Source organism: Nocardia sp. NPDC049220 (assembly GCF_040647855.1).
Lineage (GTDB): Bacteria > Actinomycetota > Actinomycetes > Mycobacteriales > Mycobacteriaceae > Nocardia.
The window spans coordinates 703,259-725,566 of the sequence record NZ_JBEZDA010000002.1 but is presented as its reverse complement, the minus strand read 5'-3'; the positions used below and the strand labels follow the sequence as shown (position 1 = coordinate 725,566).

Sequence of the window (22,308 nt, the reverse complement as noted above, 5' to 3'; positions counted from 1 at the left end):
GCAAAGACAACGCCGCTGCCATACCGCAGAGGCGTGAGGGCTGTTGCTGGGGACGGGATTGGTGCAAGCCCTCCTGCGTGCATCCGATCGATTGGTAGGGCTTCTCGCTGACACCTATCGGGGCGACATAGGCGCGAGGGGGCTTCGGAACGCGAGTCTGGTGTACGCCAATGCCGACAGGTCGAACGTCGGGCGGCTGAAACACGCCTTGAACGACGACACTGCCTCGACGCGACGCTCTCCCATGGAAACGCCCGATCGGACAGTCGGTCACGACCGGCACAGTAAACGTGAGCTCGACAGAACGAATTTCGAGTCGGGTACGTCGAGACAGTCATCCCCGCTCGATCCACGACACACGACCGGCTCGAACGGCATACACGGAACTCGACGCACGTATACGAAGTCCGAATACATCGCAATGTGGGAAGCGCAAAAAGGGCGAGATATGCTTTTTCGGGAACGGGATGCCCTCGATAACGGGTGTAGCGGAGTTATCGCACTAAGACTCGGAAGACTCGATCGACCACCACCGATGAACCTTGCATTCGGTGACATACGGTCACACAGCGCTATCACGAAGGCGGAGGAAGTGCTGGCGCCCGGCGAAATAGCCAACGCCAAGGTAAAACATTTTCGAGAAAAACTCGACAAACTGGAGAACTCTCTACGGAAGACCTACGGAACGGAATGGAAAGAAAGCCCTGAAATATCAAGACGGCAACTCGACCTCGTCGACCGCCAGCAAAAAATACTGAAGGAGGCCCAGGATGACGCGAAGAAAGTATGGTCCACGTTGTCCGAAGAATACAAAAGGGAAGTGACAGAAACCAGGGATGCGGCGAAAATTGAAGGCAATCGGCGAGCCTTCGCCAGGGTTTCGACTTATGTGGACAATTTCAATGCCATTTTCGCGACGAAACCCGCTGACGTCAGCGAATTTATAAACAAGGTGAAGGCGGATCCCGACCTCGCCCGACTACAGGGCGTGGATCGATACCTGCCCCCTGGGAGCCCGTCAGAATGGAAAGCGGTCATCTTCTCCAAACAGTTCTGGTCGGGTCAAACCGCGCCTCCCACTGCTAGCATAGCGAACATTCGCGCAGGCCATGGTGCGGAAACCCCTGATCCCACACTGTTTGCACCAGATCCGACCACTGGCCAGGTAGACATGCGGGGAGATGTTGATCGAGCAAAACCTGGATACACCAACTTCGATTACGCAATATATGACGAAAATACCATGAGCTGGTGGCATGCGAACCACCGAGAACTCCATGATCCCGAGAGGCCGATGCTCATCTATCAAAGTAGCAGCGACAGACTCTTTGCCGGAAGCCCAGACCACGACAGCTCGGTAATTTGTATCGCATTCGTGAATGATTCACGCTAGATCACGCCGAGTACGAGACAGTTGAACGGAATGCTCCGAACGAGGACGAAACGGGGGCAAATCAAATCGAGCCTACTTTCTGCACTACGGTCGCCACCGCTTCCGCCATCGCGAGCACCGTGCGCACATGCGCGAGCACCGGCTCCGGCACATCGGTCAGCTTTGGGAAGTGCCCAAACCGCTCGATCGTGGCGGCCCTTGTGCGGCTGGCGGCGAATAGCGCAGCAGAGTCCCTCAGCTCCCGCCGGATGCCGCGAGCCGGTCAGGTCCAGGCGTCGGTCGGTTCGCAGCTGGGTCTCGCCGTAGAGGGTCATGTTGGTGTGGAAGATCGGGGTGATCCCGCGCCGGTCGGCGTCGGTGAGGCCGCCGGCCCACTCGGGCAGGGCAAGGGTGATCTTCCGACCTGGGCTAGAGCAATCGCGTGTACTCGGTGATAGCAGTCTTACCGACACCCCCGTAGCGGCGTTTTCCCCGTGACCAACCAGGCGGTGCCACGCAGCTGAACGCCACCAGAGCCATGGAACGGGCGCAGTGCGCCGAGCAGCGCGCCGCGGATATCGACCTCGACCGCTGGATCCACTTGGCTCAACTGATGGCGGATCGGCCCCCAACCCGCAATGAAATCGGCCGCATCTGCGGTGTCACGCCCCCAGATTCCGTCGGCCTCGATCCGCGTGTAAGCGATGTCGGTGAAACCCGCGTCCGACAGCACCGAACGGACGTGATCGGGGTCGGAAAATGAGGTAGCACCGTGTCCGTCCGTCGGCCCTGCGTACGGGAGATATGGTGCGAGAGCACCGAATACGGTGCCGAGATCCGTTCCGACTACCGAGGTCATGGCCGCGAACACGAGCCGACCGGCAGGCCGCAGGGCACGAGCGACGTTGCGGAAGGCCGCGACCGGGTCGGCGAAGAACATGATCCCGAATCGACTCATCGCCACGTCGAATTCGCCCGCCGGGAACGGGTACACCTGGGCGTCGCCCTGCTGAAACGACACATTCGCGATGCCCTCGGCCTGCGCGCTGCGGCGCGCTCTGGCGAGCATCGGACCCGACAGATCGACGCCGGTCGCCGACCCGGAAGCGGCCCGCACGGCGGCAAGCCGGGTCAACTGGCCGTTGCCACAGCCGATATCGAGGACCCGATCTCCGTCGCCGATCCCCGCGGCCGCCAGCAGGACCTCGTTGAACCCGCCGTTCACCGCGTCATACCGGTCGGCGTGATCGGCCCAGTGCGCACCTTCGTACCCATTCCACGCCTCCGCCTGCGCGGTATTGACGATCTCGGCCATCGAAACCTCCTCGGTTATTATGATCATGCGTTCATGAACGCATGATCATAATGGCATCGCGCCCGGCGATGGTCAATGCGAGGACCGAACACGGCAGATCACGGCAACCGTGTCGCGCTTTCGCCATGCCGCACGTCACAAACCCGCGCTGTCACACCGATCGCGGTATCGGCGTCTGGTGTGCGAAACGCTGATAAGGAGAAGTGTCATGAACCTCGCCCTGTGGGTCTGCGCCGCACTGTTGGCCACCGTCGCCCTGATCGGTGGCATCACCAAGACATGTGTGCCCAAGGAGAAACTGGCGCAGACCCCAGGTGGGGCGTGGACCGGGGACGCCAGCGTTGGCTTCGTCAAAACCCTTGGGGTCCTGGAAATCCTGGCCGCCGTCGGTCTGATCGCGCCCGCCGTCACCGACATCGCACCGGTACTGGTGCCGGTAACTGCCATCTGCTGGATCGTTCTGATGGTCGGCGCGATGATCGCCCACCTCCGCCAGGGCGAACGCATGACGGTGGCGCTGAATCTGACCTATCTCGCGTTGGCGGTGTTCGTCGCCTGGGGTCGATTCGGCCCCGAATCCTTCCTCGGCTGACGGAGTGGCCGGCAGCCCGACTGCCGACGCCAAGCCACCCACGCCACCGAAAACGGTTGCCACACCAGGCAACCGCAACCCGGCCAGGTCCGCCAAGCGACACGGGACAGCAGGACGCCGACCGCCGAGTCGATGCCTTACTGTCGCGCCATATGCATGCGGATCTCACTGTCTACGTCGGTGATCAGGTCCCCGGAGAGATCGACGGTGACCGAGTGCAGTGTGCCGGAGAACCGGAACGGTGGCGCATAGTCGGGCGCCACCGCGGAGCCCGGGTTGGCGCCGCAGGTCATGCCGCCAGGATTGAAAGCGACGGGCGTGGTGACCGGTATCTCGCTCTGGGCGACCAGGCGGCGGTCGATGTAGAGCTGGGCGCGACCCGGTGTGCCTTTGCCGTGGGCGATGTCGGGCATATCGGTGGGTTCGAATTCGAAGCGCAGTTCATGGCGGCCCTCGGGGACGGGGTCCGTGCAGGACACCCGGTACAGGGCACGCCGAACGTAGTTGTGGGCGTAGTGCAATCGGCCGTCCTTGACGTAGAAGGACCAGCCGCCCGCGTTGGTGCCCTGACAGAGCAAGACCCCCTCGGCACCGCCCGGCGGGATCTCCACGGCGGCGGTGATGCTGTGCGGCCGGTTGAGTACCCGAGGTGCGACAGCCGCCGGCAGTGTTTCGGTGCCGGCGCGCAGCGTGTAGCTGGTCTGCGCCGGTGTGATCTGGGGGCGCTCCACGATCAACCGTTGCAGCGTGCTGCTGTCGATGGGCAGCACGTTGTACTTGCCGGCCTCCACGTACCACAGGGAGATCATCTCGATGAGTTTGTCCGGGTGCTCGGCGGCGACGTCGTGGTTCTCGGCGAAGTCCTCGTCGATGTGATAGAGCTCCCAGTGGTGGGCATCGAGCTCACCCAGGTCCGCTGCGGTGATGGGGGTGCCGAACGGTGTGTCCGCTTCGGCGAAGGAGGATCCCGGCCAGGGACACACGGCCCGCCACCCGTCGTGGTCGATCGCGCGGTGACCGAGCATCTCGAAGTACTGCGTGTGATGCCGAGTCGGCGCGGCCGGATTGTCGAAGGTATGTGCGAAGCTGACGCCATGAAGGGGCGACTGGGGTACGCCCTCGAGAGTGGACATGGGCTCGATGCCGAGCACGTCGAGAACGGTGGGGACCATGTCGACAAGGTGTGCGTACTGGGTGCGGACCTCACCGCGCGCCCCGATGCCACTTGGCCAGTGCACCAGAAACGGATCGCTGACGCCGCCGCGGTAGGTCTCCCGTTTCCACCGCCGGAAAGGTGTATTGCCCGCCCAGGTCCAGCCCCACGGGTAGTGGTTGAACGTACTCGGGCTGCCGAGTTCATCGATCGCGCGGAGGCTGTCCTCGATCGGTTCCGGAGCGTTGTTGAAGAACTGCAACTCATTCGTGGTCCCGGTGACTCCGCCCTCAGGGCTGGCACCGTTGTCGGAGACGACCATGATCAGGGTGTCATCGAATTCGCCGATCTCCTTCAGGAACTCCAGCAACCGCCCGATGTGGTAGTCGGTGTGCGAGACGAACCCGGCGTAGACCTCCATCATCCGTGCGGCGAGGCGGCGCGAATCCGGTGACAGCGAGTTCCAATCCGGCACATCCGGGTCGTGACGGGACAGTTCCGCGTCGGGCGGCACGACACCCCGTTGCTTTTGCCGGTTGAAGGTGTATTCGCGGTAGGCGTCCCAACCATCGTCGAACCGGCCCCGGTAGACATCCGCCCACTCCTTGGGCACGTGGTGCGGAGCGTGCGTCGCGCCGGTGCAGAAGTTCAGGAAGAACGGCTTGTCCGGAGCGACCTGCTTGGCGCTGGCGATGAAGGAGATGGCCTTGTCGACCAGGTCGGCGGTCAGGTGATAGCCATCCTCCGGGGCGGCGGGCGGTTCGACCTGGTGATTGTCGTAGACCAGATCCGGGTACCACTGGCTGGTGTCGCCGCCGAGAAAACCGTAGAACCGCTCGAAACCACGGCCGAGCGGCCAACGATCGTAGGGGCCCGCGGCCGATTCCTGTTCCGAGGGCACAAGATGCCACTTACCGACCATGTAAGTGTTGTATCCATATTGCAGCAACATCTCGGAGAGAAACCCGTTCTCGAACGGAATGTTGCCGTTGTAGCCCGGAAATCCCGTAGCGATCTCGGTGATGCCAGCCATCGCGTTGGCATGGTGATTACGTCCAGTCATGATGCATGAGCGCGAGGGCGAACACAGCGCCGTGGTGTGCATGTTGTTGTACAGCAGTCCACCCTCGGCCAGGGCGTCGATGTTCGGCGTGGCCATGGGACTGCCGTAACAGCCGAATTGCCCGAACCCGGTGTCGTCGAGCACGATGAAAAGCACATTCGGCGCCCCCGACACAGCACGCACGGGCTGCGGCCAAGCCGGGCTCGACACATCAGTTGTCCGCCCGATGACTCCGGGAAACGCAGTTCCCGGCCGGTATTCCTTCGGTGCCATCTGCTCGGTCCTCCATTCCGCTGACCGGCTGCGGCGCACGGTCGGCGCGTTGGCTCTCGAGGTGAAATCGCCTTGTTGTCAGCCGCACCGATCAAACTGATCACTCTTTCGCGCGGCTGGAAATTCCGGAAAAGCTCGACAGAATGCCATGGCGAGGTCGCTTCATGAGTCGCCACTGCGACAGCACAAAAAATGCTAGACGAAGAGTCACATGGCCACCAGAGGCACAACCGGGCGCACCGATTCCGCACTGCGCGGCGGCGTCCCGCCGAGCGAGCAGAGTTATTGTCGTACTGTCAATACACCCTTCCGGGTCGACCCGACGGGATGCATCGGGTTCCGGTGGCCGGATCAACGACGAACCGAGGTAGGCGTGAGCACTCCATCCACTGGCGCACAGGGTCCGCTCGCGGGCATCAAAGTCCTCGAACTCGCCGGTATCGGCCCTGGCCCGCACGCCGCGATGCTGCTCGCCGATCTGGGTGCCGACGTGGTGCGGGTACAGCGCGCGGGCCAACTGCCCGGCGGAATCGACCGGCCACAGTTGCGCGGACGGACCATCGTGGAGGCCGACCTCAAGGACCCGGCCGATATCGAGAAGGTGTTCACCCTGATCGAGAAGGCGGACGTCCTGATCGAGGGCTTTCGTCCCGGCGTCACCGAGCGGATGGGTCTCGGCCCGGACGACGCCCTCGCACGCAACCCACACCTGGTCTATGGCCGGATGACCGGATGGGGTCAGCACGGCCCACTGGCCGACCGCGCCGGACACGACATCAACTACATCTCCCTCACCGGCGTGCTGCACGCGATCGGACGCAAAGGCGAGCGCCCGGTGCCGCCGCTGAACATGGTCGGCGACTTCGGTGGCGGTTCGATGTTCCTGGTATTCGGCATCCTCGCCGCGTTGGTCGAGCGACAGGCCTCCGGTAAGGGTCAGGTGATCGACGCGGCCATGGTCGATGGCACCCTTGCCCTCTCGCAGATGATCTGGGGCATGCGCGGGCTCGGCGCCTGGTCCGACGAGCGCGGCGTGAACCTGCTCGACACCGGAATGTCGTTCTACGACACCTATGAGACCTCCGACGGCAAGTACATGGCGGTCGGCGCGATCGAACCACAGTTCTACGCGCAATTGCTGGCCGGACTCGGGATCGATCCCGAAGGTCTCCCTTTCCAGCTCGACCCGGCGGGCCAAGAGACGCTGAAAAAGCTTTTCGCCGAACGCTTCCGAGTCAAGACAAGGGATGAGTGGACCGCGATCTTCACGGGAACCGACGCGTGCGTTTCGCCCGTGCTCACCTTCGAGGAGGCGACGGCGAACGAGCACATCGCGGCACGCGGCTCGCTGCTGACGCTCGCTGACATCACCCAGCACGCCCCGGCGCCGCGGTTTTCCCGGACCCCGAACGGCATCCCCACGCCGCCGCCGACCGTGGCCACTCCGATCGACGCGGTCTGGGCCGACTGAGATGCCGACAGCACAGCAACCCACACCCACTCCGCACGAATAGTCTCGCGATCCGTGCGGTAACGGGCCGGCTCAGGCGCGCACAGGAAGGAGTCGTTCCGGATATCGATCTGCTCGGTAGCCTGACCTGCCATGACGGAAGGTGGCTGCATGGTCGGGATGGCCACCTATTCCGTGCGCGCGATGTGGGGTCGGCCGCTCCACGGCGTCGCCGTGTTCGGTGTGGAGTCGGGTGTGTTGGGTTGATCGTCGCGGTGCGCGGGGTGGTCGTCGGGAGCGGCTGTGCCTGTCGGTAGGGCGTCGCCAGCGTTTCCGGTTGTGTCGTCGACATGTCCGGTTATTCGGTCGGCGAGTACGGGGCCCGCGAGTCGGATTTCGGGCGGCCCGGCCACCAGATCCCAGATCGCGGTCAGGTGCTCGGCCGTGGCCTGCAAAAATGCCTGTCGGCCGCCCTCGCCGTGATGTCCGTCCAGGCCGGGGGTCACGGAGTCGTTGTTCAGCACAAGCGCGACGGTGTCCGGCGCGCTCTTCGAGTACGTCGATTCCAGTGCCTCGGTCACCCGTTCCGGGCGGCTCGTGCGCTGTTGTATTGCCGTGTCGGTCAGCTTGTTCTGCCGGCATCCCGACGCGATCGACCGCTCCAGCGAAGATCGCGGATAGCCGATCTCGCTCGATGGGAGCCACTTCGTCGGCATATGAGGCGGTGCGGCTTCGTCCTTCCCGACATGAATCTCGGTGACTTCCGAGTTATCGGGGCGGACCAGAACAGCCGGCGGGCCTTGGATCTTGTTCGGGTGTCGGCGGTGCCGAACCCTGGCGATTGGTTTATGGAGCGGCGTGAGAGTGCCGTCCTCGTTCGTGTAAAACACGCCGAAAAGTTTCTCGACATCGAGATATGCAGGCTGCCACTTGTTTTCGCCGTTTTCATCGCCGTCGTAGTCGCGTGCGCGTGGAATGTCGACATCGGCGGGATCGACGCCTTCGGCATCGTGGTCGATGAGAATATCGAAGACCAGCACTTTACCCGCGGCGATATGGGTGAACACGTGGCCGTGTGCTTTTCGGCCTTCTTCGACGACTAGGACGACAGTGTCGATGCCGTTCTCTCTAGCGCGAACAGACTCGGCGATGGCGGTGAAGCGGGGATCACCGTCGTACTTGATCGGTCGGATTTGGGCTCCGATGCTGAGTTCGACAACTTTCCAGTTCTCATCGGAATCCCATCGGGGATCGGTGTCATCGGGCTCGACTGAGTCGTCCCTGCCGAGCGCCCGGACTACCCGGGAAAGTTGAATGGCGCAGTTCTCGATGACCGCGGCGGGGTCCACCCCGGGCGTATTCGACTCCGCGTGCGCGGCGGGCCCAGCACCCGCTGGTTCCTGGATATTCGATGGCGCTGGTGCGACTTGCGTCCGATTCGAACGCCACGGTAGTCCGAATATGCGCCGACCCCGTCCGTTGGACTCGCCGAGGCCGTGGCTTCGTCTTACGAAGCTGCTCAGGCCATAGGCTGCTGAGGCTATGGCGACGCCAGCTCCTACCGCGCCGGTAGCGTCGCCGCCGTATGCTGTCGCCACCGCGCCGCCCACAATTCCGCCGACGGCGGGGCCGACTCCCTGAAACAGGCCTTTCACTCCCATCACCCGGCCCAGAAGGTTGCCAGGGAAAGCGCTCTGCTGGTAGGTGGAGATCCGGTTGTTCATCACCATGATGCCCAGCGAGCCGAAGAACATTCCCGTCGCCATCACGGCAGGGTTCGTGGTCGCCACCTGTAGCGTGTAAAAACCAGCCGTGCTGGCGAGCACAACCGGATGCAGGTTGGTGATCTTGACATCGTTTATCCAACGCGGCAGGAAAAAGCTGGCTATCCCGCCCACCGCACTCGCTGAGAGCACTGCGCCGGTGGCCCAGTGCGGCAATGCGGCCTCGTGCAGCACGGTGGCGGTGCGGACTGCGAGGATTCCCCAGGCAGCGTTGTTGAACATGGTGATCGCGGTGTATTCGCGGAGAAACTTCTCCTGCCACAGTGCCCGCGCTCCGACACCGAGCTCCCGTGGAAGATTGACTGGATCCTTGGGTATCTGCCGCGGAAAGGAGTCCCGAATTTTCCGCAGTACCGCCAGATTTCCCACGTACGATAGCGTATTTGCCCCGAAGGGCCACGAGTTCGCGACACCGAGCAGCAGCGGGCCGAGCGCGGGACCGCCGACACTACCAACGGAGCCGGTGAGATTCGCCAACCGGTTTCCTTGATCCCTATCTGCGTCGGTGAGGAAATCTCGGACCGATGTTTGAAAGACCCGGAGATGAACGGTGGCGGCGGTGGCTTCGACCAACGTTGCCGCAGTCAGTGTGAGTCCGAGATTCGGTGTGCCGAAAAGGATCAAGCCGGTAGCGGTACCCGCAGCCGCCAGACCGACCGATTGCGCGATGACCATCGTTCGCCACCGATCGTAAAAGTCGGCAATATATCCGGCAAGCGGGTCGAAAAGTTTCGGGATAAACAGTGCGGAGGTCGACAATCCGGCAGCCATCGGCGACCCCGTCATGTCCAACATCACCAATGGCAGCGCCGCCGACATAGCGCCGGTGCCCACAAGGTTCAAGGTTTGGCCTGTCGCATACCACATGAACGGCGTGTTGGTGAGCACCGACTTGTGCGTGGAGGTTGTGGCCGGTACTGCTGGTTCTTCTGGATTTTCGGAGGTTCTGTTCGATGAGCCTTCGTTCTGCTGGCCTGATTCGCCGTCACCGTTGATCGCCTCGGGGGCCGCGCCCTGTGTGCGGTTAGGTGGTATGGCGGGCGGGTCGCTGCCATCGACATTCGGCTGAGCGGTCGGTTGAGTCGACGACGAGAAAGGTTGTGACGAGGGAGGTTCCGACGGTGACGGTGCGGCCGGCTGGGCGGATTGCTCCTCACGGTGATCATCGGGGACGTCGGAATCGCGATTCTTCCCCATGCCCATCATCATCGGCATGGGGAGGGGTTGCTCGACCGGTTTCCGCTGTTGTTGCGGCGCCAGCTGGGTGCCGGGCACTGCGCCATTCCGGGGGACGCCGCTTCGTTCGAAGATGTAGGCGAGATTATCGGGGTCGAATTGGGGCGGCAGTGACGAGTCTTCGGGTGCTCCAGGGGTTTTCTGGTTCGGAGGGGTGGCGTAGCGCGAATGCCCGGGGGTCTCTTGGGGCAGATGCTCGGTAGCGGGCGAGTGGGTTTCGGTTGCGGCACTGTGGCGTGGCAGTGGTGACACGTCCGGAATGGGCGTTTGTCGGGTTTCCTCGTCACGCTCGTCATGGTTGTCGTGCTCTGGAGAGGCGATCGGGTCGGCAAGGTTCGGCGGGGTGTAGGTCGCCGGCCTTGCGTCTCGCTGTGCCGGTAGAACGGAATCTTCATACCGCTCAATCGCGGGGATGGCGTTGGGAGGTGGGCCTTCCTGAATCTTCGGCGCGCCGGGGATCAGGTAGTAGCCGCTGCCGTGTTGGTACTGCCATTCCACGGGATGGTCGTTGTTGGCCGGATACTCCGGTGCCGGACGGGGGTCGGGAAAGACGGAGGAATGTCGTGGTGTCGCGTCGGGAGGTAGCGCAGCGGGGAGTTCCTCGGGACGTTTCGGGAGTTCGTCGTCACCAGGTAATCCATCGCCGACAGGCATGTCGGCCGCGGTCGCCTGGGCGGCGGGAGTGGTCGCGCCGGTCATCGATATCGGAGAGATCGGAACGTCGAGCCTATTGCTCGATAGTGCGGGACTATTCCGTTCGGTGTTCGGATGTGGCACGTCCGGGCCAGAACCCGGTCCGGGCGAGCTTGCCTGCGGTACGGGGACTGTCGCGTCCGATTGCGCGGTAGCGAAATCGGCCCCGTGTGTCGGGTCGCTCGTCTCCGGCACGGGTTCCGGCGAGACGGGATCATTCGTTGCGGACAGGGCGATCACCGCGGGAACCACTGCCGCGGCCGGGACAGCGGTCACCGATACCGGGGTAGCGGCGTGCACGGGAGAAGTCGGCGCATGGGCAGGTGGGTTGGTCGGTGCGGCACCGGACAGCGATTGCGGCGATAGTGCCGGTGATGGGGTGTTAGTGCTGGCGTGAGAGGTGTTGGTACCGGCACTGTTCAGCGGTACAACGTTGTCGTTTCGTGGCGCGCTGCCGTCGCTTCGCTGGGCACCGTCGCCGGTGTTGTCACCGTGCGGGTTGGACCGGGCGGGATCGGCTCCACTTGTCGGCCTCTGGGTAGTTGTGGCCGGTGGCGCGCCGTGTGGGTGGTGCGCTGACGCTGTTTGGGGCGGTTGTCCTTTGATGTCTGATGCGAGGTGTGGTGTCGAATTCGTAGCAGGTGCCGGGTTGGTGGTTGCGGCGGGTGTATCGCGCTGTGGTGGTATCGAAACCGGTTGTGCATTAGGCGTTTCGGGGCTTCGTGGCTTGGAACTGTCGAGGAACCCGAGATCGAGAAGAAACGGGGTGTCGTTGTCGGGAGGCAGTTCGCCCAGCCCACCGCCTCGGGCGGGTCCTCGCGGGCCTGGGCCGGTCGGTGGACGCGCATCTGTGTGTGCGGTGCCCGGGTGTGCCATGACGGCGGATCCGCTGCCGCTGCCCCCGAGGTCCCGCGCGGCGGCGACGTGCGTTTCCGCAGATCCCATACCCTGCGGCGGGCCATCAGCGTTCATCATGGGTCCGGGCAGGGGACCGCGTCCCGCCGCAGGCCCGGCCTCGACACCGGCAAGGGCTCCGACCTGGATGACATTTCCGGCCAGGGCCATCTGCGCGGCGCCGGGCTCACCGCTCCCGGCCGAGGCCGCGGGCGGCAGCACGACAGCGGTGCCGACCCGTCCCGGCGTTTCGGTGGTCGGCATGGGCGAGTCGACCCCGACAGCACCGGTCCGGAATTGTTCGAAGACCTTGTTCCAGGCGGGCCAGCCGGGCCCATGCCCAGATGCCGACGGTGTTCCCCCCGGGGACGGTGGCATCACCGGCGGTGGGGATGTCCCGGGCGGGGTGCCGGTGCCACCGTGCAATCCGGCGAGCATCTGGTGGGCCTCGGCGTCGGCCAGTCGCTGCCATCGAGACAGCCCGATCTCGCGGAATCTGCCGAGCCCGGCGGGGGCGTCGGCGGCGTGTTCGGCGGCGAACTCGAGCGCGCCGGGGCGTGCTTCCGGTGTGTAGTCGTCGAGCCGTGGATTGCGGGCGACTTCGCCGGCGATCTCCTTACCGAGCTGGGTCATCTCGGGGGAAAGCTCAGGCTTGGGTGTGTGTCCGTCACCGCTGTCCGGTGCGGGCCCAGCCTCGCCCGGTGGGGCGTACTCACTTCTGGAACGGCCGGAATCACCTGTCGCATGACCAGGCTCGCCCACGCGCGCGACTGGCTCCGCTGACACGCGTGGTGGCGCCTCACCGGGTATCGGAGTATGTGCCACTGGGGCGATGCGCGCGGCGTGCACGGCGGCACCGAGCCCACCGACGACGCCACCACCGACACCCATCAGCACCATCTCAGCGAGGTTGCGGCCGTGGAACTCGCTGCCGGTCAGCGTGAACGCGGTCAATCCTCCGGTCAGGCCGCCCGCGGCGCCACTGATGCCTGCGGTCGACAGCACAGCCAGCGCGGTCGGCATCGGCAGACCAGCACTGGTGGCGAGGCGATTGAGCCATGGCACCAGCTTCGGCGCGAGCATCCCCCCGGTAGCACCACCGATAGCACCCGCCGCCACGGCCACACCGACCTTGCCCCCATCCATCTCAGTGACTCGGCCCGGTTTGCCCTCCCCCTGCGCAATCTGGACGTATTGGGCGGCTGCGGTCGCACCGCCCATGGAAATCGACCCCATCAGCGCACCGCTCACCGCCGGCGCCAGCATGGGGAAGGCTTGCCGGAATGCGGTGCAGCGTTGCAGCAACCAGGTGAGGGTACGACGACGCGCCTGATTGGCCGCGATGTCGGCGTTGAGACGGGCAGTCAGCGTCTGGGTGCCGACACTGCCGGTGATGGTCAGCAACAGGGCGATGCCGATCGCGCGGACGGTGTACTGCTCGAGTTCGATGGCGTTCGCGGCCTCGTGCATCAGCTTCGCCAATGACCGCAAGCCCTCGACCTGCGCATGGCCATAGTCGATCTGCTTCCCCAGCACATCCCGCATCGCCGTGCCGGTCGCACCCTCGATCGCCGACGGTGCGTCGCGTGCGACTGTTTCTTCCACACGGCGCAGGGTGCCGGTGAGTTGGTCTGCCGACCGAGCCAGAGCATCCGCGATGCTGCGCATGGCAGCGGGGTTGCCGACTGGGGAGTGACCGATGATCCAGCGGGTGATCTCCTCCGGGACCCCCGGTAAGACGGGACCAGTCACGGCGATCCCGACCACCCGCGGGCACCCTCGACCACCAGCAGATGCAGTACTTTCGCCGGTCCGCACGCTACCGGCCCACGCACCTCGACTTCGGTGAACGCGGCGATCAAGGCCGCCCGCGGCTGGAACCGGCCATCGGTGACGCTGCCGCCACCCAACTGATTTCGCCAGCGCCGATACCCCGCGACAACCCGAGCCAGGGTGTCGCGGCCAGCCCAGCTACCGCTGATCCGGTGGTACTCGGTGATCAGTGCCCGCTGCGCCGACCGGCGCGGGTGCGGGCCCGCCATAGTCTCCAGGATTCGCCCGAACTCACCGACGGCAACCGAATACACCAGGCGCTCAGCGGATCCGGGTGCCAATTCGCCGGATCGTATGGCCGCACGCGCGTGCACACCTAACCGCGCCGGATTCGCGACGAGTACTCGATCCAGCAGCAGCCACGGCCGATCGCCGCGATCCCGTTCCGGCTCGGCACCGACCCGATCCCACCTGACCCGCGAAATCCGCCCACCACCGAGCTCGCCGATCTCGATACCGCCGACCTCGATGAACGGATACTTGCCCAGAATGTCATCCAGCGCCGCCGCTATCTCACCCACCGTCGCCACCGCGATACCCGAGGTGTCGAACCCGACGAGCTGAATACTGTGGCGTTCGGCCATGGCCGTCGCCGCTTCCAACGCCTGGGCATCCGTCGGTGTAGCAACCGCGTCCTGCTTCGCGGGAGCCGCTTTCTTCCTGCGAGACTTATCTTTACGATCCTGGGCGTTCGGCCGCGCGGGCGCCGGACCCGGCCCGGCCGGCTCCGGCCCGAAAACTCGCCCCGGCGAACGGCTACCCGGACGAGGTGGCGACCACGGCGAATTTACGGCACTCGGCGGCGTGGGCCCACCAGGACCACCACGCGACCAGGGTGTACCGGCTTGCGTTCCCCCCGCGGTGGTCGTAGCCCGGGCCGGGGACACACCGGGGCCGGACGGCCGCACGCTCCACGGTGGCCGAAGCCCCGAACTCGCCGCAGGTTGCGGGGCCGGCCCGCCCGAAGCGCCCGGCGCACCGTTAACGGTGGCGCCAGGGCTGTCCTGCGGCGCAAACGGTTCGGCATTCGCCGGCCGCGGCCCGGTCGACGCGGGATCACCGACCAAACCGTCTCCGGTGCTCGGCGCTACCGTGCCTGCCGACGGGTCGCCGCCGGACAGCATCGACAAATCAGGAGACGGTTGCTGGACGCCGTTGGAGCCCGCAACGATCGGCTCGACATCGCTTGAATACGCGGTGGGTGGCGTATCCAGAGACCGCGGCGAATACCACGAGGGGGACGCGATATCCGGGCCAACAGCGTCGTGCCCGAAACGGTCGATCATCGCACCGTTATCCCGATCCTGCCGGTCGAACCCCTCAGCGACATCGGCGACACCCTTGCTCAGGTCCCGCAGATTATCGACCAGATTCTGGTAACCCTCCAGCGTCTTGTCCGCCTGCGGCACATACGTTTCACCGATACTCCGCCCAGGTTCATCATCACCCCACGGCTCGCCCTCCCCGGCGAGCACATCCTTCAGTTCGTCCAGATGCTGCTGCGCCTGCCCGGCAGCCGCCGACAACTCGGAAATCAACGCGCGCACCAAATCCGCATCGACATTCAGCGACTGACCCACTCAGGCAACCCTTCATCGCCCACAGAACCGAATACGGTGATTGCTCCCTATTCTGCTCCCACTTTCACCGCCTCGAGCCGCCAGAGGTGGGAACCGATCTATCCAGAGTCACCCTGACCGTCCCGCGACCCACGCAGACTGGGTGCGCCAGGCATGAGATCCGGCAAGTCCGGCAACACGTCGGCTGCGGCGGCGATGGGGGTGACGAGCTGCCGCACCTGTTCCTGAGCACGCCGCGCCGCCTCCCGCGCCGCCTCGGTGGTGGACCGGCCCAGCTGATCGACGGTGTTGCGCAGAGCACCCTTGGTGAACCGCACCTCGGTGGGCACACCAGCAGAGTCGACCGTCACTTCCACCAGGCCATCGGACGAGGACGCGGTGTACTGCGCCGTAACCAGCTGCTGCTGGATCTCGTCCAGTCGCGCGCGCTGCTCGGCGAGCACATCGAGCATCTGGTCGACCTGCTTGCGCATTCCGAAGGTGGCCGAGTGCAATTCTTCTCGCTCCCAGTGATCCATCGGTGTACCTTTCCCGATTCGAGTCGCCGTGCCTCGTCCCGCGGCGAACCTGCGCATCCGTGCGCCGACGGGCGTTGCCAGCGCTGCACTCCACCATTAGCAGAACAACAGCGAGCCCGTGACCGCATGTGAGTCAAGGACACAGTCGGTCATCCGATCTGGACAACCCGCGCAGAACGCATCATCAGTGCACCACGCGTAGCCCGCGTCCAGTGTCGGCGCGTTGCACCGCACGGTGCGGCCCGACCACATCGGCTCAATCGCGTCGGGTACGTGTGACACGGCGGCGTACCTGACAGGACGCCGGGTGTGCCGTATGCGGTTCGGAGCCGGTCGGATTCGTGCACAGGAGATGCCGGGAACGCTCGAGACGGACTGGCCGCCGCGGTTCGTGCGATCCAGATTCTTCCCGGAGCAATTGGATCGATGTCGATAGTTCAAAGTTGGAACATACCAACCGGTTCGACAGTGCGGTGGTCTTGCTGACATACTGTCGGCGCGCAGGCGGTTCTACGCGCAGCTGGTTTCGTCGGACACCCGTCCGGTCCACTGCTTGACCGCCTCGCTTGCTGGAGGCCTCGGCGCCGTGCAGCCCTGTGCACGCCGCCCGCGCACGACGAGGGCCAGCCCCGAGGGGTGGCGGGCCGGTCGTGCCCGGCGGCGCTCGGAGGGGAAGTGCCGCCGGCGAGGATCCTCCCAGTCGGACCGGTCGCTCCGATCAATAGCAGGTCAGCGGCGTCAACGGATCGGCGGCGCGTGGCGTCAACGCGTCATAGGCGGAAGCAATCGCCTTGACCGCCAAGCGCAATTCGGGCTCGGGGTGGGTGAACGGTAGTCGCAGGAATCGTTCGAACGCGCCCTGAACGCCGAATCTCGGTCCTGCGGCGAGCAATACCCCGTGGTTGGGCGCCGTCGCGGCCAACGCGGTGGACACCGATCTGGGCAACTGCGCCCACACCGACATGCCGCCGGAACCGACGGTCACCCCCCAGTCCGGCAACTCTTCGGCAAGAGAATCGAGCAGAGCGGCGCGCTGCGAACGCAGTTGATCGCGGCGGCGATCGAGGATGACCTCCGCGTGCTCGAGCAGATGAACCGTCGCCAGCTGGTCCATCACGGGCGTGCCGAGGTCGACCGTGGAGCGGATGCCGAGCAGCTTGGCGATCAGCGTCTGGTTGGTGCGAATCCAGCCGACGCGCAGACCGCCCCAGAACGATTTCGAGGCCGAGCCGATCGTGACGATCTCCGCGCTCTTGGCGAACGTCGCCACCGGAGGCGGCGGCGCTGCGGTGCCGAGCCCGAGGTCGGCCATGGACTCATCGATCACGATGGTCATCCTGGTTTCCCTGGCGATGGCGGCCAACTCGGCGCGGCCATCGGCGCCGAGCAGCAGGCCGGTCGGGTTGTTGTAGTCCGGTACCAGGTAGGCCAGCGTGGCCGCGGTCTGTCGTGCGGCGCTGCGGATTCCGTCGAGGTCCCAGCCACCCGCTGGGTCTTCCGGGCGCAGCGGCACCGGCACCGGGCGGGCGCCGACGTCGCGGATGGCCTCGATGGCGTTCGGATAGGTCGGGTGCTCGATGAGCACCCGGGCGGCGGGCGCGGTGAGCACGTTCAACAGCAGGCGCAATCCGTGCTGGGCGCCGAGTGTGACCAGGATCTGGTCGGGATCGGTCGGCAGACCGCGCGCGGTGTAGCGGCGGGCGATCGCCTCGCGCAACGCGAGCACACCGACCGGGTCCATGCCATGCGTCCCGAGATATGCCGGAATCCCCTCCAGCGCAGTCGAGTAGGCCTCCTGCATCTCCAGCGGAGCGGCCATGGCGGCGTAGGTCATGTCGATGGTCGGCAACCCCGGCGAGCCCATCGTCGCCAGGATGCTCCTGGCCGGCTTGATGCCATCGTGTTGTACGTCACGCGGCAGCGCCACCGTGCTGCGCGATCCCTGACGGCTGATCAGGTAGCCATGGTCACGCAGTAGCGCGTACGTGGAGGTGATGGTGGTGCGGCTGACGCCCAGGGTCGCGGCGAAGTCACGCTCACTGGGCAGCGCCACGCCCAACGGCGCGCGGCCGTCATGGATCAGCAACCGGATACCCTCGGCGAGCGCCAGGTACGCCGGGCGCGCGGGCCGCCGCCCGGTCGAATCACCCTCGCCGTCATCCTCGTTCCGCCACTTACCCAGATCGCGAGCCAGGCTGCCCGCACCGATCACCCTCGTCGCCATACAGGCCAGTATTGACCGATTGGATATTTATTGGCAAGGCCAGTTGGGCGCACGCTGTCCACTATGACCGCCCTCGCCACCCTGCTGTTCGCCGCCTTGTCCAGTTATCTGATCTATCGTTTCACACCGAGACGCGACGAGCGGACCTTCCGGCTCGAGCTTTTCCGCCCGTACGCACCGATTGCCGACTGGACCCGTTCACAGTACGACGACCAGCGAAGATACTCCGATCTCGCCGCGATATACGGTCGCAACGACGTGCCTGACCGGGTCCTTCCCGACATCGAGGACGCAGTGCGACCGATCGGCGGGTCCGCACCGGTCGGACCGAGCCGCAAACTCGGTGCGACCGCATCCGTCCAGTGCGTCGGAAGCACGCGCAAGGCCACACCATTGCTGGTGATCGATCCGGCCGATCCCGCGGTGAAGCCGCTGTTGATCAGCACACTCGACAATGCGAATAAGTCCAGTAGGCGATAACTGGACTGATATTCCCGAGCTTGTCGGTCCCTGGGTGCAGACTTGGCTCATGAGTGACTCCACTCGCTCTGCCCCCGAGGTCGGCAGCACCCTCGCGCAGGTGACCCCCGCTCGTCCGGCAGCGCCTACCGGCCTCCACTTGGCGGCAGCCCTGTTCGATACCGTGATCGGCCACTGCGCGATCGCGTGGAGCGGATCGGCGGTGATCCGGTTCCAGCTTCCGGAAACGAGTCCGGCGGCGACTCGTGTCCGGATCACTCGCCCGCACACCGGCCAGCAGAACGAGGAAGTCCGCGAGCAGCCACCCACGGCCGCGATCGCCGAAGCGATCGCGGGCATCCGTGCCCACCTCGCTGGCGAACTCGACGATTTGCGGTGGATTCCCGTGGACACCAGTGGAATACCGCAGTTCCACCGCGCTGTCTACGACGCGACGCGCGCCATCGATCCCGGCCACACTCTCAGTTATGGCCAGGTCGCTGAACGCGCCGGCGCGCCGGGCGCCGCTCAGGCCGTCGGGCAGGCGCTGGGCCGCAATCCGATTCCGCTCATCATCCCGTGTCACCGCGTGCTCGCGGCCGACCACGCGCTGCACGGATTCTCCGCGCCCGGCGGTATCGACACCAAACAGCGGTTGCTGGCGATCGAACGCACACCAGGGTTCGGCGAACCGACGCTGTTCTGAGCAGCAGGCCTGCGCTCGTCTTCGTCGAAGGCACCGATCCACAGTCCGCGCCGAGGTTCGGTCGGCACCGTCCTGTCGATTCCGAAACTCAGCCACAGCCGGCCGCCATGCACCACAGGCCGACCGGTGCCGGGCACCCCGACGCAGGCATCAGTTCAGTTGATCGGATGCTCACGGTAGAACGTGCAGGCATCTCCGGTGATATAGCCGTCCTCGCAGCCGAAGTACGTCTGGATGCAGGAGTTCGACGCGCACCCCAGTTCTATGAGCTTCTGTCTGATTCGGGAGCTTCGCTCCTGCGGGGTCTCCGACCTCGGGGTCGCCGATATCGGGCTGATCGCGGACGGTGTACCGGGGATCGGCGCTCGCTGGCCGTCGGAGCAGCCGAGCGTCAACGCCATCCCGGCCGCAACCGTACAAACGCCGATGAGAATCCGCACCATCCGTCCCCAAACGCACCGAAGAAAACCCTGGTCGCGTCAGCCTAACAATCAGGGCGTCGCGGCGAGGACAAGGCGCGCCCGCGCGTGGTGGCGTTGTGTACGGCAGACTCTCACCCGGGTCTGGATTCACCGCGCAGCACAGCGCCGAGAGAATCGCGATCAGTGACGTCCACTTTGCCGCAGGCACGGTAGAGATGCCCCTCCACCGTGCGTACCGAGACGGTGAGGCGGTCGGCGATCTGCCGGTTGGACAGCCCGGCCGCGACCAGATTCGCGATCTCGCGTTCCCGCGCGGTCAACGGCAACGGTCGCGCGGCCTTCCGAAGGGCAGGCGTGCTCGCTCCGCCGCACGCGACGGCGAGGCGGTTCGACCTGGCAGCGCACTCCAGCAGTCTGCGCCGGTCCCCGACCCGCTCATAGGCCGAGGCGGCCTGCGCCGCCGCGTCGGCCGCCGACAGCATCGATCCGATGTGCTCGAACTCCGCCGCGGCGGCGTCGAGGCCGGGGCCGTCGTGGGCGGCGAGCGCTACCGCGTGCCTCGCTTGTGCCCGCACCAGCCGTCCGTCTACCCGAGCCGCCAGGTCGGCCAGCCGTGCCGCTACCGAGTGGTCGCCGAACCGGGCCGCGGTATGCAGGGCCATCGCTTCGATCGCGTGTTGCTGCGATCCGGCCGCCGCGTCGGCGGCGGCCAACGCGATCCGGACAGCCAGAGTGACGGTGCCGTCCGCCGCGGCGAGCCAGGCGCGAGCGAGTTCGAGTTGCGGCTCGTAGACGGCACTGTGCCGTCCGCCGCGCGCGGTGGCCTCAGCGATCGACTCGGCGGCTTCGGTGGCACGGCCGAGCGCCGAGTAGGCCTCGGCCAAACGAATCCTTGCCGGGAACATCCATGCGGCCGCGCCTTCCGCCGCCAGCGCGGCCAGCGCCTGTTCCAAGTGCTCGATACCATCGGGGAACCGGCCTTGCGCCACGTCGACGGTGCCCTGCAGGATCTTCGACATGCCCCACGCCAAATACTGCCCCGGCGCGGAGTAGCCGAAATACGCTCCGGCACACCGACGCGCGGCATCGAGATCGCCGGTGAAAGTCAGCGCGAGCACTTCGGCGTGCGTAGACATGAAACGGTTCAGCCCGTCGATATGCTCTTCCACTGCGCGACCGCGCGCGGCGTATCGCCTGGCCGCTTGGCCTTTGCCCATCAACGCCAACGCGAGGCCTCCGCCGAACGCGGCCCACCACACCGCCCATGGCGGCGCGCCCTTGATGGTCATGACCGCGTCCGCCGCGGCGCACGCGTCCTCGATCCGGTTCTCGTTCACCGCCGACGCCGAGGCGAGACCGTCGAAGATCGTCCCGATCTTCGGATGCTTCAGTCTGCCGCGCACCAGCGCCAGCACGTCGCCGGCGCCGTCGGCATCGCCCATCGCCCACAGCAGATTGGCCACCCTGGTGCTGCCCCAGCGCGCGAGCTGTACCTCGTCGAGTTGGTCGGGGTCGAAACCGGCCAGTATGCGCTCGGCCTCGATGCGATGCCCCTGCCACAGCAGCGCCCGCGCCAGCAGATCGGCGGCCTCGACGCCGCCGCCGCGCCGCACCGCGGCGCGCGCGAAACGTTCGCCGAGCGGGAGGTTCGCCAGCCCGATTGCGTCGGCGGCGGCGGCCTCGAACAACGCCGAATCCGCGGATTTGTCGCTGTCCAACGCCAATTCGGCCAGTCGGATACGGTCAGCCGCGGAATTGATCGGCCGTTCTTTGAGCGAGGTATACAGACAACCGCGCAATCGCCGCGCCGAGACGATACCGAGCCTGCGCCGGATCACCTCGCCGAACAGCGGATGGTTGTAGCGAACGACCAAGTGATGCGCGTTCTCGACCACCCGGATCACGCCGCGAGATTCCGCCGCTTCCACGGCGTCCTCACCGGCCAATTCGACGAGCACGTCGAGATCGATCGGCTCACAGAAGGTCAGCAGTTCCAGCACCCGAAGCACCGATTCGGGCAACTGCTCGACCCGGTCCTCCAGCAACGCGGCCAGTTCCGAGGTCACCGCGGTCCGGCCGCGCAGTTGCCACACCCCGTTGACCTGACGCAGCGTGCCCGCCTCCAGCGCTCCCTCCACCACATGCCGGAGAAACAGGGCATTTCCGGCAGAGGACTCCCACATCAGGTTGGCGGTGAACCCCTCCAGCTGCCCGCCCACCATAGATTCCACCAGCTGCACACTCTGCCGCTCGGTGAACGGGCGTAGATCGATGCGCAGCAAATGGCCGTCTTTCCACAGCGAGGTGACCGCGTCGGGCACCGGAACCGCGCTGCGGACTGTGACCACGATATGCGCGGCCTTATCGATCGCCAACTGCAACAGCAAGGCGGCCGAGAGCTGGTCGAGCAGATGGGCATCGTCCACACCGATGACGGTGTGCCCGTCGGCGAGCAGTGCCTCGCGCGCGGCGGACATGAACGTCACCGGATCGTGCGCCGTGGAGACGCCGACCAGATGCGCGAACACCCCCAGCGGAATGCTGCGTGCCGACTCGGTGCCCGCCACCCAACGAATGGTGCCGCCGATCGCGGACGTGGCCTGCCGAGCCAACGTGGTCTTACCCACCCCGACGTCGCCGGTGAGCACCACCCCGGCCTGCTCGGAACCGGTCAGCGCCGCACTGATCGCCTCGAATTCACTGTCGCGCTGGATAATCGGCCAGTTCCGAGCCATGCGCTC

At 65.6% G+C, this 22,308-nt stretch carries 12 protein-coding genes; 5 read left to right on the top strand and 7 right to left on the bottom strand.

The window, feature by feature from the left end; genetic code table 11:
* Positions 1 to 592 precede the first annotated feature (592 nt).
* Positions 593 to 1,393: a hypothetical protein gene (locus AB0C34_RS10340; protein ID WP_357069582.1), complete on the top strand. Its 801-nt coding sequence runs from the start codon at positions 593 to 595 to the stop codon at positions 1,391 to 1,393.
* Positions 1,394 to 1,835: 442 nt separating this feature from the next.
* Here the strand turns inward: AB0C34_RS10340 and AB0C34_RS10335 are convergent, their stop codons facing one another.
* Positions 1,836 to 2,687 carry a methyltransferase domain-containing protein gene (locus tag AB0C34_RS10335; RefSeq protein WP_357069580.1) on the bottom strand — a complete coding sequence of 284 codons (852 nt, stop codon included), beginning with the start codon at positions 2,685 to 2,687 and terminating at the stop codon, positions 1,836 to 1,838.
* Between the two features lie 208 nt (positions 2,688 to 2,895).
* Here AB0C34_RS10335 and AB0C34_RS10330 point away from each other — a divergent pair, with 208 nt between their 5' ends.
* Positions 2,896 to 3,279 carry a DoxX family protein gene (locus AB0C34_RS10330; protein ID WP_357069578.1) on the top strand — a complete coding sequence of 128 codons (384 nt, stop codon included), beginning with the start codon at positions 2,896 to 2,898 and terminating at the stop codon, positions 3,277 to 3,279.
* A 137-nt stretch (positions 3,280 to 3,416) separates the two neighbouring features.
* Here AB0C34_RS10330 and AB0C34_RS10325 read toward each other — a convergent pair whose 3' ends face one another.
* Positions 3,417 to 5,768, bottom strand: a complete 2,352-nt coding sequence (locus AB0C34_RS10325; protein WP_357069576.1) for an arylsulfatase — start codon at positions 5,766 to 5,768, stop codon at positions 3,417 to 3,419.
* Positions 5,769 to 6,141: 373 nt separating this feature from the next.
* Between AB0C34_RS10325 and AB0C34_RS10320 the strand changes: the two genes are divergently transcribed.
* A complete protein-coding gene (locus AB0C34_RS10320) occupies positions 6,142 to 7,239 on the top strand; it encodes a CaiB/BaiF CoA-transferase family protein (RefSeq protein WP_357069574.1) in 1,098 nt (365 codons plus the stop codon).
* A 167-nt stretch (positions 7,240 to 7,406) separates the two neighbouring features.
* Here the strand turns inward: AB0C34_RS10320 and AB0C34_RS10315 are convergent, their stop codons facing one another.
* From AB0C34_RS10315 to AB0C34_RS10300, 4 genes are all read right to left on the bottom strand, one after another.
* The gene (locus AB0C34_RS10315) at positions 7,407 to 13,577 is read right to left on the bottom strand and encodes an MFS transporter (RefSeq protein WP_357069572.1); all 6,171 of its coding nucleotides are present in this window, start codon (positions 13,575 to 13,577) and stop codon (positions 7,407 to 7,409) included.
* A complete protein-coding gene (locus AB0C34_RS10310; RefSeq protein ID WP_357069570.1) occupies positions 13,574 to 15,238 on the bottom strand; it encodes a hypothetical protein in 1,665 nt (554 codons plus the stop codon). Before AB0C34_RS10310 ends, AB0C34_RS10315 begins: the two co-directional genes overlap by 4 nt.
* A gap of 98 nt (positions 15,239 to 15,336) precedes the next feature.
* Complete coding sequence (locus tag AB0C34_RS10305; RefSeq protein ID WP_357069568.1) at positions 15,337 to 15,756, bottom strand: YbaB/EbfC family nucleoid-associated protein; 420 nt, start codon at positions 15,754 to 15,756, stop codon at positions 15,337 to 15,339.
* 718 nt (positions 15,757 to 16,474) lie between these two features.
* The gene (locus tag AB0C34_RS10300; RefSeq protein ID WP_357069566.1) at positions 16,475 to 17,980 is read right to left on the bottom strand and encodes a PLP-dependent aminotransferase family protein; all 1,506 of its coding nucleotides are present in this window, start codon (positions 17,978 to 17,980) and stop codon (positions 16,475 to 16,477) included.
* 63 nt (positions 17,981 to 18,043) lie between these two features.
* Between AB0C34_RS10300 and AB0C34_RS10295 the strand changes: the two genes are divergently transcribed.
* Positions 18,044 to 18,460: a hypothetical protein gene (locus AB0C34_RS10295; protein WP_357069564.1), complete on the top strand. Its 417-nt coding sequence runs from the start codon at positions 18,044 to 18,046 to the stop codon at positions 18,458 to 18,460.
* A gap of 49 nt (positions 18,461 to 18,509) precedes the next feature.
* The gene (locus tag AB0C34_RS10290; RefSeq protein WP_357069562.1) at positions 18,510 to 19,145 is read left to right on the top strand and encodes an MGMT family protein; all 636 of its coding nucleotides are present in this window, start codon (positions 18,510 to 18,512) and stop codon (positions 19,143 to 19,145) included.
* 553 nt (positions 19,146 to 19,698) lie between these two features.
* Here the strand turns inward: AB0C34_RS10290 and AB0C34_RS10285 are convergent.
* Positions 19,699 to 22,302, bottom strand: a complete 2,604-nt coding sequence (locus tag AB0C34_RS10285) for a LuxR C-terminal-related transcriptional regulator (RefSeq protein WP_357069560.1) — start codon at positions 22,300 to 22,302, stop codon at positions 19,699 to 19,701.
* Positions 22,303 to 22,308: the final 6 nt, after the last annotated feature.